This is a genomic window from Sphingomonas rhamnosi (assembly GCF_036663615.1).
Classification (GTDB): domain Bacteria; phylum Pseudomonadota; class Alphaproteobacteria; order Sphingomonadales; family Sphingomonadaceae; genus Sphingomonas.
In genome coordinates this window covers 234,913-247,057 of record NZ_JAXOJJ010000005.1, presented here as the reverse complement: position 1 = coordinate 247,057, position 12,145 = coordinate 234,913, and the positions used below count along the sequence as shown (strand labels likewise).

Below are 12,145 nucleotides of genomic sequence, written 5' to 3'. Positions count from 1 at the left end.
GGGCCCTCAGACGATATCGAGAATGGCGGTTTTCAGGGTCGCGGAGTCCGGCCCGACCATGATGTGGAACTGCCCCGGCTCGACCGTTTCCCGCATATCGATGTCCCACAGCGCGAACGCATCCGGCCCCAGCGTGAAGGTCACCGTCCGCCGCTCGCCCGGCGCCAGCGTGACCCGCTCGAACCCCTTCAATTCCATCACCGGCCGTGCGACCGACGCCACGAGGTCGTGGACGTACAGCTGCACGACCTCATCGCCCGCCCGCGCGCCGACATTGGCGACATCGACCGCAACGGTCACCGATCCGGCGCGACCGATGCTCGCCGCCGACAGCCGCGGCGCGCCGATCTCGAACTTGGTGTAACTGAGCCCGTGCCCGAACGGGAACAGCGGCGTCGTCTCGGAGAACAGGTAACCGCGCTGCGTCGACGGCTTGCGGTTGTAATAGAACGGCACCTGCCCGACTTCGCGCACCACCGTCACCGGCAGCTTGGCGCCGGGATTGATCCGCCCGAACAGCGCCTCCGCCATCGCGGTGCCGCCCTCCTGTCCCGGATACCAGCATTCGAGGATCGCGTTGGCGTTCGCGACGACATTGGGCCAGCTCGGCGGGCGGCCGTTGATCGCCGCGACGATGATCGGCTTGCCCAGCGCCTTCAGCGCATCGAACAGCGCATTCTGTTCGCCGAGCAGGTCCAGCGTCGTGCGGTCACCGAGATGCGTCTTGGCGAATCCCTCGCGGCTGGTCTGTTCGGTATCGCCGATCGCCAGGATGATCGTATCGGCGCCGCGCGCTAGCTCGACCGCCTCGGCGATCAGCGCGCGATTGCGCACCGGATCGCCCAGCAGCACCTCGTCCGCTGCTCGGTCCTCACTCTGCGTGATGAACACGCCCTGCGCATGGACGATCTGCGCATTGTTGCCGACCAGCGCGCGCACCCCTTCGAGCAGCGACACGGTCTGCCGCGGCGGCGCCGAATAGCCGCCCAGCCGCGCGACTGCGGCGTTGGGCCCGATCACGGCGATCCTGCCCTTCACCGCCAACGGCAGGGTGCCGTCATTGGTCAGCAGGCACATCGATTTCCGCGCGGCATCCAGCGCCAGCGCCCGCGCTTCGGCATTGCCCGTCAGCCGCGCCGCCACCCGTGCGTCCACCATCGACTGTTCGAACAGTCCGGCGCGGAACTTCAATGCCAGGATCCGCGCGCACGCCGCATCGACCGCCGCAATCGGCACCGTCCCAGCGCGCACCTGCGCCGGCAACGTGCGATAGGCGATGCCGTCGGGCAGCACACTGTCGACGCCGGCATGCAGTGCCATCCGCGCCGCCTCGTTCACGTCGCGCGCGACATGGTGGATCGTGGCCAGTTCCTCGACCGCGCCGTAATCGCTGACGACCGCGCCCTTGAACCCCCATTCGCCGCGCAGCACCTCGCCGAGCAGCCAGTGGTTGGCGTGGCTCGGCACGCCGTCGATCTCGTTGTACGACGGCATCACCGCGCCGATCCCGGTCCGCGTCACGACGGCGCGGAACGGCGGGAAGAAGCTTTCGCGCAGCTCGCGCTCGCCGATCGGTGCAGGCCCGATATTGTTGCCGGCCTGCGGCTGCCCGTGCCCGGTCATGTGCTTCAGCGTCGCGAACACTTTCCCCGGCTGCAACGTCCCGCTGTCGCCCTGCAGCCCCTCGACCGCGGCGACGCCCATCTCGCCGCACAGATACGGGTCCTCGCCGAACGTCTCCTCGATCCGGCCCCAGCGCGGATCGCGCGCGATGTCGACGACGGGCGACAGCGCCAGATGGCTGCCATGCGCGCGCACCTCGCGGCCGATCACAGACTGGCCGCGCCGCATCAGGTCGCGGTCGAACGCCCCCGCCATGCCGATCGCCTGCGGGAACATCGTCGCGTCGGGCGCCATATAGCCGTGCAGCGATTCCTCGTGGAAGATCACCGGGATGCCTAACCGCGTGCTGTCGCGCGCCCAGCGCTGCACCGCGTTGACGAACGCGATCGTCCCCGCCGATCCGCGGAACCGCGCGCCGGTGCCGCCCGCCACGGCGTCCACCGACGGGGCGCCGCGCAGATCGGACGGCCGCGTGACCTGCCCGAACCCCGCCGGATACGCCGCGCTCGCCTTGACCGGATCGAACTCGACGCCGCCGGTGCGCATGACATCGGCTTTGGTGCCCCAGAGCGAAATCGTCTGCGCGACCTTTTCTTCCAGCGTCATCCGCGCCATCAGGTCGCGGACCCGCAGGTCGACCGGCGCGCTCGGATCACGGTAGATTTCCCGCGGTGTCGCGGCGTGCACGACGCCCGGTGTCAGCGCCATGGCGGACGCGGAACCGAGCCAGCGCAGCACGTCGCGCCGGGTCGTCGCGAGTCCATCGTGTGAAGTAGCCGGCACCCCAATCTCCCCTCGTGCAGCGCGGCATTGCTGTTGATGCCGTCGTCGTGATAGCGATAACATGTCGGACGAACGATCGCGTTGTCAATGCGAAGCCGACGCGGAGGATGGCATGATGCCGGCACTACGCCAATGGATCGCCGCGGCCGCGGCCGGGATCGTGCTGACGGGGACGGGCGCGGCGCGGGCCGAGGACGGCTACGACCTGTGGATGCGGTACCGACCCGTCGCCGCCACGCAGGCCTCGGCGTCTCGAATTCATGCCGGCGCGATCGACATGCGCGGCGATTCGCCGACGCTGAAGGTCGCCGCCGCCGAACTTCGCCGCGGCATCGCTGGCCTTTCGGCGCGCGCGGGCGCTCCCTCCGTCAGCGGATCGGCGATCGTGCTGGCCACCGGCGCTGACCATGGCGTCGCGGCCCTGCGCCTACCGCTCGCCCCGCTCGGCGACGAAGGCTATCTGATCCGCTCGGTGACGCTCGGCGGCCGCCCCGTCACGCTCGTCACCGCGAACACCGATCGCGGCATCCTCTACGGCAGCTTCGCGCTGCTTCGCCATCTCCAGACCGGCGGCAGCCTCGACCGCGTCGATCTCACCTCCACGCCGCGCGTGAAGCTGCGCGTGCTCAACCATTGGGATAATCTCGATGGCGTGGTCGAGCGCGGTTATGCCGGCCAGTCGCTGTGGGACTGGTGGCCGCTCCCCGATTTCCGCGACCCGCGCTACACCGATTACGCGCGCGCCAACGCCTCGCTCGGGATCAACGGCACCGTCCTCAACAACGTCAACGCCAAGGCGGACAGCCTGAGCGCGCCGTACGTCGCCAAGGCTGCGGCGCTCGCCGACGTGTTCCGGCCCTATGGGATCAAGGTCTATCTGTCTGCGCGCTTCTCCGCACCGATCGAACTCGGCGCACTGAAATCCGCCGACCCGCTCGACCCGAAAGTCGCCGCCTGGTGGAAGGCCAAAAGCGACGAGATCTACCGCGCCATCCCCGATTTCGGCGGCTTCCTGGTCAAGGCGAACAGCGAAGGCCAGCCGGGCCCGCGCGACTATCACCGCACGCACGCCGACGGCGCCAACATGCTCGCCGCCGCAGTCCGCCCGCATGGCGGCATCGTGATGTGGCGCGCGTTCGTCTATGCCGAGACCGACCCCGAGGACCGCGCGAAGCAGGCCTATACCGAATTCAAGCCGCTCGACGGCAAGTTCGCGGCGAACGTCATCGTCCAGGTGAAAAACGGCGCCATCGACTTCCAGCCCCGCGAACCCTTCCACCCCCTCTTCGGCGCGATGCCCAAGACCCCGTTGATGATCGAATTTCAGATCACCAAGGAATATCTCGGCTTCGCCACCCACCTCGCCTATCTCGGGCCACTGTTCGCCGAGACGTTAGCGGCTGACACCATGGCCAGGGGGGCGGGATCGACCGTCGCCAGGCAGCTGTCGGGAATCGCCGGCGTCGCCAATATCGGCCGCGACCGCGACTGGGCGGGCTCCACCTTCAACCAGGCGAACTGGTACGCGTTCGGCCGCATGGCCTGGGATCCGACGCTCAAGGCCGACGCGGTCGCGCGCGAATGGGCGGCAATGACCTTCTCGCCCGCGCTCGTCACGCCCGTCGTCGCGATGATGATGGGCTCGCGGGAAGCCGTGGTCGATTACATGACCCCGCTCGGCCTCGCGCACCTGATGGCGACAGGCCATCACTACGGCCCCGGCCCCTGGATCGCGGACCTCGCCCGCCCCGAATGGAACCCGGTCTATTACCACAAGGCCGACGCCGCCGGCATCGGCTTCGACCGCACCGCCACCGGCAGCAACGCGGTCGCGCAATACGCGCCTGGCGTCGCGCGCGTGTTCGCCGATCCGTCCACCACGCCCGAGCGCGACCTCCTCTGGTTCCATCACGTCGCTTGGACGCGGTCGATGAGCTCGGGTCGCACGCTGTGGGCCGAAATGGTGAATCGCTACGATGCTGGGATCGCCTATGTCGCCGGGATGCGCAGCGACTGGGACGCGTTGCGCCCGCAGGTCGATGCCGAGCGCTGGACCAAGACCGCCACCTATCTCGCGGTCCAGGAGCGCGAGGCGCGGTGGTGGCGCGATGCGAGCCTCGCCTATTGGATGTCGATCAACGGTCTCGCGCTGCCCGCGGGCGCCGCTCGTCCGGCGCACGATCTGGCGTGGTACAAGGCGCAGAGCTATCCGCATGCGCCGGGCAATCCGAAATGACCTTACCACCACCGCCCCCTTGCGAATGGGGCGTCAGCAGCGCTACTGGTAGCGCTAACGACAACGATAACGGGCGGGGATCATGAGGCACTGGCCGACGGCAGCGGCTCTGGCGGGCTTGCTGGTTGCGGGCGCGGATGCGCGCCAGAGCCCGGCTGCGCCGCCCCACTGGATCGCGAGCTGGGGATCCTCGCAGATGATCCCCGAGGGCGAGAACGTACTTCCCGCCGACCGCGCGAGCGCGGTGACTTTGCGTCAGATCGTGCGGTTGTCGGCGGGCGGTGACCGCGTCCGCATCCGCCTGTCCAACGCGTTCGGCATCCGCCCGCTGCCGATCGGCGCCGCGCATCTCGCGCGGGCAGCAGCGCCCGGGACGCCCCGGATCGATGGCGGCACCCGGCTGACCTTTGCCGGCCGTGCCGACGCGGTGATCCCCGCCGGTGCCGAACTCTACTCCGACCCGGTCACGATGGCCGTCACCCCGGGTCAGGACATCGCGGTCAGCCTGTATCTGCCCGAAGCCGCCACACCGCAGACCGGCCACCCCGGCGCTCGCGCCACCAGTTTCACGCTGAAGGGCGATCACGTCGCCGACGCCACCCTGACCGGCGCCGGCCCCACCACGCGCTGGTATGCGCTCGCCGATATCGAGGTCGTCGCACCGGCCAGCGCCGGGACGATCGTCGCGATCGGGGACTCGATCACCGACGGCTATGGTGTGAAGCCCGAGCGCAACACCCGCTGGACCGACGTCCTCGCCGAGCGCCTGCGCGGCAGTGCCGCGACGCGCGCGATCGGCGTCGTCAATGCCGGGATCGGCGGCAACCGTATGCTGCTCGACGGGCTCGGCCCCAACATGCTCGCGCGTTTCGACCGCGACGTGATCGCGCGCAGCGGCGTGCGCTGGACGATCGTGCTCGAGGGGATCAACGATCTTGGCGTGCTGACCCGCGAGGCCCGCGCGACGCCCGCGCAGCATGCGGCGCTGGTCGCCCAGCTCAAGGCCGGCTTCACCCAGGTCGTCGCGCGCGCGCATGCGCATGGCATCAAGGTGATCGGCGGTACCGTGATACCGTTCGGCGGCAACGATTACTATCATCCCGGCGCCGAGACCGAAGCAGACCGGCAGGCGGTCAACGCGTTCATTCGCACCTCGGGCGTGTTCGACTCGGTGATCGATTTCGATCGGATCATGCGCGATCCCGCGCATCCCGACCGGCTGACGCCCGCCTATGATTCGGGCGATCACCTGCATCCGTCCGAAGCGGGGTATCGCGTCATGGGCACCGCGGTCCCGCTGACGCTGTTCGCGCGCGGCGGCACTCCCGTAATCGGAGCGAGCGCACGCGTGCCCGTGGTCCCGCAGCCCGACACGCGGCCGGCGATCGCGCTGACCTTCGACGATATCCCCGCGCACGGCCCGCTCGCCCCCGGCCAGTCGCGCACGGACGTCATCCGCGGCATCGCCAGCGCACTCGCGGCAGCCAAGGCACCCGCCTTCGGCTTCCTCAACGCCGGCTTCGGCCTCGACACGCCCGACGATTCGGCGCGCGCGATCGCGGCGTGGCGCGCCGCGGGCCTACCGCTCGGCAACCACACTTATGCGCACGGCAATCTCGACGCGACCGGCGCCGCCGGCTTTGCCGCCGAGGTCACGCGCAACGAAGCGCCGCTCGCCGCCGCCGCCAAGGGCACCGACTGGCACTGGTTCCGCTACCCGTTCCTGTCGGAGGGCAGCACGCCCGCAGTCCGCGAGGCCGTGCGTGCGACGCTGAAAGCCCGCGGCTACCGCGTCGCCGCGGTGACGATGAGCTTCAACGATTTCAACTGGAACCCGGTCTACGCGGCCTGCGCCGCCAAACGCGACACCGCGGCGATCACCCGGCTCGAAACCTCTTTTCTGTCCGCCGCCCGCACCGCGGCGGAAGCAACGCGCGCGCGCGCCAAGACGCAATTGGGCCGCGACATCCCTTACGTGCTTCTTATGCACGTCGGATCGTTCGACGCGCACATGATGCCGCGCCTCCTCGACCTCTACCGGTCGATGGGCTTCCGCTTCGTGACGCTGGCAGACGCCGAGTCCGACCCCTATTATGCCGCCGCGACCGATCTGTCGCGGCCCGGGCCGACGCCGTCGCTGGCCGGCCCGCCTGCCACCCCCGCCCCCGCCGGTCCACCCGCCGGCCTGTGCGCCTGAACGGAGCAACAACGTGACCCACATCTTCGACCCCGCCGACGCGCTCGGCACCGACTGGCGCAAGGGCCGCTGGATCGGCCGCATCGACCGCGGCGACGGCCCCACCCCGGTGCTGATCGCCGATGGCATCGTCATCGACATGGCGATGGTCGCGCCGACCGTGGCCGAACTCGTCGCGATCGGCGCGCTCGATCCGCAGGCCGGTGAACCGATCGGTGATCTGGCGGAGCTCGGTCTGTCGACCGAAGCCACGCCGCGGCTGCTCAGCCCGATCGACTTCCAGTCGGTGAAGGCGGCCGGCGTCACCTTCGCCGTCTCCGCGCTGGAACGCGTGATCGAGGAGCGCGCGCGCGGCGACGCCGGCGCTGCCGCAGAGGTCCGCGCGCGTATCGAGGACCGCATCGGCGGCGGCATGGCGCGCGTCGTGCCCGGGACCGACGAGGCCGCGGCACTCAAGGCGGCGCTGATCGACGAAGGTCTCTGGTCGCAATATCTAGAGGTCGCGATCGGCCCCGATGCCGAGATCTTCACCAAGGCCGCCCCGCTTTCGACCGTCGGCTGGGGTGCCGAGATCGGCATCCGCTCCGATTCGACCTGGAACAACCCCGAGCCCGAAATCGTCCTGCTGGTCGATCCTGACGGCAAGGCGATCGGCGCGACGATCGGCAACGACGTCAACCTCCGCGATTTCGAGGGCCGCTCGGCGCTTCTGCTCGGCAAGGCCAAGGACAACAACGCGTCCTGCTCGCTCGGCGCGTTCATCCGGCTGTTCGACGACGGCTTCACGATGGACGACGTCCGCCGCGCCGAAGTCGCGCTGCGGATCGAGGGCACCGACGGCTATATCCTCGACGGCAGCAGCTCGATGAGCCAGATCAGCCGCGATCCCGAGGAACTCGTCCGCCAGGCGATCAGCGAGCATCAATATCCCGACGGCTTCGTGCTGTTCCTCGGCACGTTGTTCGCCCCCACCAAGGATCGCGACGATCCCGGCCGCGGCTTCACCCACAAGGTCGGCGACACCGTATCGATCGGCGCGCCCGGGCTTGGCCGGCTGATCAACACCGTGACCACCTCGAAGGCGGCCGCGCCCTGGACGTTCGGCGCGGTCGCGCTGATCCGCAACCTCGCCGCGCGCGGCCTGCTGTCCGCATGACCCTGGAGACCCAAGTGACCGCCATCTATCCCTCGCTGCGCGACAAGCGCGTCATCATCACCGGCGGCGGATCGGGGATCGGCGCCGGCATGGTCGAGGGCTTCGTCGCGCAGGGCGCGCAGGTCGCGTTCGTCGACGTTGCCGAAGCCGATAGCCACGCGCTCATTCAACGCATCTCGACCGGCGCGCGCCATGCGCCGATCTTCCAGCGGCTCGACCTCACCGATCTCGACGCGCTCGGCACCACCTTCGCCGACCTGATCGGCAAGCTCGGCGGCGTCGACGTCCTGATCAACAACGCCGCCAACGACGATCGCCATACCATCGCGGAGGTCACGCCCGCCTATTGGGACCAGCGGATGAACGTCAATCTGCGCCACCTGTTCTTTGCAGCCCAGGCGGTGGTACCGACGATGAAGGCGGCCGGCGGCGGCGTGATCGTCAATTTCGGGTCGATCAGCTGGCACCTCGCGCTCGCCGACCTGATCCTCTACCAGACCGCCAAGGCCGCGATCGAGGGCTTGACGCGCAGCCTCGCCCGCGATCTCGGCCGCGACAAGATCCGCGTCAACGCGATCATCCCCGGCAACGTCCAGACCGCGCGCCAGGAGAAATGGTACACGCCCGAGGGCGAGGCCGAGATCGTCAAGGCGCAGTGCCTCGATGGCCGGATCCAGCCCGCGGATATCGCCGCGATGGCGCTGTTCCTTGCGTCGGACGATGCGCGGATGTGCACCGGGCACAATTACTGGGTCGATGCCGGCTGGCGGTGACTCGATTGGCGGGGGGACGATCGGCCACGCCGATTGCACCCCCCGCCCCCTTGGCCTATAGGCCGCGCCTATCCCGGCCCCGGCTCCGCTATCTCCCGCGGCTGTCCGGGGCCGCTCACTTTCAGGGGACCCGCTTATGGCTCGCCGCCGCCAAATCTACGAGGGCAAGGCCAAGATCCTGTACGAGGGTCCCGAACCCGGCACGCTCATCCAGTATTTCAAGGATGACGCCACCGCGTTCAACGCGCAGAAGAAGGGCACGATCAACGGCAAGGGGGTGCTCAACAACCGCATCTCCGAACATATCTTCACGTTGCTCGATCATATCGGCGTGCCGACGCACTTCATCCGCCGTCTCAACATGCGCGAGCAACTCATTCGCCAGGTCGAGATCGTGCCGATCGAAGTCGTCGTCCGCAACGTCGCGGCGGGCTCGCTGTCGACGCGCCTCGGGATCGAGGAAGGCACCAAGCTGCCGCGCACGATCATCGAATATTACTACAAGGACGACGCGCTCGGCGATCCGATGATCTCCGACGAGCATATCGCCGCGTTCGGCTGGGCCAGCCAGGAGGAGATGCACGACATCGCAGACCTCGCGATCCGTGTGAACGACTTCCTTTCGGGCCTGTTCGCCGGGGTCGGTATCCGCCTGGTCGACTTCAAGCTCGAATTCGGCCGCATCTTCGACAACGACTATGGTCGCATCATCCTCGCGGACGAAATTTCCCCGGACGGCTGCCGGCTGTGGGACATGGAGACCAACGAGAAGATGGACAAGGACCGCTTCCGGCGGGATCTGGGCGGCGAAGTCGAGGCTTATCAAGAGGTTGCACGCCGTCTTGGCCTGTTGCCCGAAGGTGGGGACAATTCGGTGCTCGACCTCGAAAAGCACCGCAAGAACCGGGGCAAGTAAATGAAACTCAAGGTTTTTGTTACACTCAAGCCCGGCGTCCTCGACCCCCAGGGCCGCGCGATTCACCACGCGCTCGGTTCGCTCGGCTTTGCCGGCGTCCACGATGTCCGCCAGGGCAAGCTGATCGAACTCGAGGTGGCCGACGATACCGACGACGCGGCGATCGATTCGATGTGCCGCAAGCTGCTCGCCAACACGGTGATCGAGAATTACCGGGTCGAGCGCGCATGAAGACCGCGGTCGTCGTCTTCCCGGGGTCCAACTGCGACCGCGACATCGCGGTGGCACTGGCATCGGTGACGGGCGTCAAGCCGGTGATGGTCTGGCACGGCGATACCGAACTGCCCGCAGACATCGGCGTCGTCGCGGTCCCCGGCGGCTTCTCCTATGGCGACTATCTGCGCTCGGGCGCGATCGCGGCGCGCTCGCCGATCATGCGCGCGGTGGTCGAGGCCGCGGACAAGGGCCTGCCGGTGCTCGGCATCTGCAACGGCTTTCAGGTGCTGACTGAGGCGGGGCTGCTGCCCGGCGCGTTGATGCGCAACCAAGGACTGAACTTCGTCTGCCGCGACGTCGCGCTGACCGTCGAGGACACCGGATCGGTCTTTACGGCGCGCTACGCCGCGGGAGAGCGGATCGTCGTCCCCGTCGCGCATCATGACGGCAATTACTTCGCCGACGCCGAGACGCTCGACCGTCTCGAGGGCGAAGGCCGCGTCGCGTTCCGCTACGCAAACGGCGTCAACGGATCGGCCCGCTCGATTGCGGGTCTGGTCAACGATGCGGGCAACGTGCTGGGCATGATGCCGCACCCCGAGCGCCGGGTCGAAGCCGCGCATGGCGGTACCGATGGGCGTCGCCTGTTCGAAGGTTTGCTGGAGACCGTCGGCGCCTGATCGCGACGAACGGCGGACGCTGCTCTACAGCTTCCGCCGCTGTCCGTACGCGATCCGCGCCCGCCTCGCGATTGCTGTGAGCGGGGTCAAGGTCGACACCGTCGAGGTCGCGCTTCGCGACAAGCCCGCCGCGTTGCGGACCGCGTCTCCCAAGGCGACCGTCCCGGTACTCGTCATCGACGACGGCCAGGTCATCGAACAAAGCCTCGACATCATGCGGTGGGCACTGACGCAGGCCGATCCCGAAGCCTGGCTGGATGGCGACGACGCGGCACTGATCGCCACCAACGACGGCGCGTTCAAACACCATCTCGATCGCTACAAATACGCAGCTCCTGCCGACCGCGACGGGCATCGTGACGCCGCAGCCGCACTTCTCGCCCCGTTGGAGACCCGGCTATCTTGCCACGCCAACCTTGCGGGCGATCGTCGCACGCTCGTCGACATGGCACTCCTACCCTTCGTACGGCAGTTCGCACAGGTCGACAGCGCGGCGTTCGCCGCATTGCCTCTCCCCGGCCTCCACCGCTGGCTCGCGCGGCACCTGGCCTCACCGCTGTTCGAGCAGGTCATGGCACGTCCCGCAGCTTCGGCCCATCCGACGCCACGGTGACCCTGGCGCATTGGACCGGCGGTCGCTCTGGACCCGCCCGCGTGCGCGCTACATCGGACCGGGGATGCCGGGGGGCTGGAGCGAAGACCTGTGTTCAAGACGATGTGGAATATGCCCGCCAAGCTGTTGCGGACTAACGACGATGCCGATGACGCGCCGGTCGCCACCGGGTCGCTGGAAGACATGATCAAGACCGCCGAAGCGATGGGTGCGGAGGAAGCGCAGGGCCTGATCATCGCCTGCGTTGGCCGTGATCGGCCGATCACTTGGCCCGAAATTCGGGATCTCCGCCACGCCACGGCCGACGCGGCAGAGGAACCGCAGCCCGCTTCCGTCGATTATTAGCCAACGGTCCGGCCCGGACCGACATAAGGATCGACCATGACCGAAGCGACCTGGGGCGACGCCACCAAAACTCCCGATATCGAATGGACGATGAGCGCGTCACTCGCCAACGTCGTCCGCGGCGGTGAAGACGTTCCCGAAGTGACAAATCTGCAAGCTGCGGTTCGCGCATGGACCACGCTCGATCCCGCCCACCGTGATCAGGCGGTTCTAACGCCGGAACGCCCGATCCTGTTGGACGGTGCGTCCGTGCCCGTGTTTCACGGCGAAGCCATCGCCGTGCTGGTCGAACGCCTTCCGGGTTAAGGTCGCAACCGTTCGGTGATGCGCGCGAGCAGGCCGGGACGGCGCGCCTGCTGATCATGGAACCGTGCGCGATCGGCAGCCGCACGGCGATAGAGCGCATCCAGCCGCGCCTCACCATACATGTCGGAAAGGCGTGGCGGTGAATGATCCAGACGTGCAGGCATTTCCATGTTTCCTGGTTAGGACGCTCGATCGAAAACGGATGAAACCGCAACCGATCGTCAAAGGAACACGGTTCACCCCCCTTTCGTTCCGGCCATTGCGGTAAACGGAGCGTAAATAGTTTGCGAGAGCCCCGCCC

The 12,145-nt window shown here is 68.1% G+C and carries 12 protein-coding genes; 10 read left to right on the top strand and 2 right to left on the bottom strand.

Features of this window, described 5'->3' with window-relative positions:
• Positions 1–6: 6 nt before the first annotated feature.
• Complete coding sequence (locus tag U1701_RS12700) at positions 7–2,331, bottom strand: glycoside hydrolase family 3 N-terminal domain-containing protein (RefSeq protein ID WP_332783057.1); 2,325 nt, start codon at positions 2,329–2,331, stop codon at positions 7–9.
• Between the two features lie 187 nt (positions 2,332–2,518).
• Here U1701_RS12700 and U1701_RS12695 point away from each other — a divergent pair, with 187 nt between their 5' ends.
• The 10 genes from U1701_RS12695 to U1701_RS12650 all read left to right on the top strand — a co-directional run bounded on the left by U1701_RS12695 (position 2,519) and on the right by U1701_RS12650 (position 11,844).
• Positions 2,519–4,642: an alpha-glucuronidase family glycosyl hydrolase gene (locus U1701_RS12695; RefSeq protein ID WP_332782928.1), complete on the top strand. Its 2,124-nt coding sequence runs from the start codon at positions 2,519–2,521 to the stop codon at positions 4,640–4,642.
• A gap of 82 nt (positions 4,643–4,724) precedes the next feature.
• Positions 4,725–6,839 carry a GDSL-type esterase/lipase family protein gene (locus U1701_RS12690; RefSeq protein WP_332782927.1) on the top strand — a complete coding sequence of 705 codons (2,115 nt, stop codon included), beginning with the start codon at positions 4,725–4,727 and terminating at the stop codon, positions 6,837–6,839.
• Between the two features lie 22 nt (positions 6,840–6,861).
• Positions 6,862–7,995, top strand: coding sequence for a fumarylacetoacetate hydrolase family protein (locus U1701_RS12685; protein ID WP_332783056.1), 1,134 nt, complete (start codon positions 6,862–6,864; stop codon positions 7,993–7,995).
• On the top strand, positions 7,992–8,768 hold the full coding sequence (gene xylB, locus U1701_RS12680; protein ID WP_332782926.1) for a D-xylose 1-dehydrogenase: 777 nt from the start codon (positions 7,992–7,994) through the stop codon (positions 8,766–8,768). The genes U1701_RS12685 and xylB overlap by 4 nt, the downstream gene beginning before the upstream one ends.
• A 136-nt stretch (positions 8,769–8,904) precedes the next feature.
• The gene (gene purC / locus U1701_RS12675) at positions 8,905–9,684 is read left to right on the top strand and encodes a phosphoribosylaminoimidazolesuccinocarboxamide synthase (protein WP_332782925.1); all 780 of its coding nucleotides are present in this window, start codon (positions 8,905–8,907) and stop codon (positions 9,682–9,684) included.
• Positions 9,685–9,915, top strand: coding sequence for a phosphoribosylformylglycinamidine synthase subunit PurS (gene purS / locus U1701_RS12670; RefSeq protein ID WP_332782924.1), 231 nt, complete (start codon positions 9,685–9,687; stop codon positions 9,913–9,915). It abuts the gene before it with no gap.
• Positions 9,912–10,580: a phosphoribosylformylglycinamidine synthase subunit PurQ gene (gene purQ / locus U1701_RS12665; protein ID WP_332782923.1), complete on the top strand. Its 669-nt coding sequence runs from the start codon at positions 9,912–9,914 to the stop codon at positions 10,578–10,580. Before purS ends, purQ begins: the two co-directional genes overlap by 4 nt.
• A complete protein-coding gene (locus U1701_RS12660; RefSeq protein ID WP_332782922.1) occupies positions 10,522–11,193 on the top strand; it encodes a glutathione S-transferase in 672 nt (223 codons plus the stop codon). The genes purQ and U1701_RS12660 overlap by 59 nt, the downstream gene beginning before the upstream one ends.
• Before the next feature lie 90 nt (positions 11,194–11,283).
• Positions 11,284–11,538: a hypothetical protein gene (locus tag U1701_RS12655; RefSeq protein WP_332782921.1), complete on the top strand. Its 255-nt coding sequence runs from the start codon at positions 11,284–11,286 to the stop codon at positions 11,536–11,538.
• Between the two features lie 36 nt (positions 11,539–11,574).
• Positions 11,575–11,844 carry a hypothetical protein gene (locus tag U1701_RS12650; protein WP_332782920.1) on the top strand — a complete coding sequence of 90 codons (270 nt, stop codon included), beginning with the start codon at positions 11,575–11,577 and terminating at the stop codon, positions 11,842–11,844.
• On the opposite strand, the gene U1701_RS12645 is transcribed toward U1701_RS12650, so the two are convergent.
• The gene (locus U1701_RS12645) at positions 11,841–12,014 is read right to left on the bottom strand and encodes a hypothetical protein (protein ID WP_332782919.1); all 174 of its coding nucleotides are present in this window, start codon (positions 12,012–12,014) and stop codon (positions 11,841–11,843) included. The two genes, U1701_RS12650 and U1701_RS12645, sit on opposite strands and share 4 nt — an antisense overlap.
• Between the last annotated feature and the right edge of the window lie 131 nt (positions 12,015–12,145).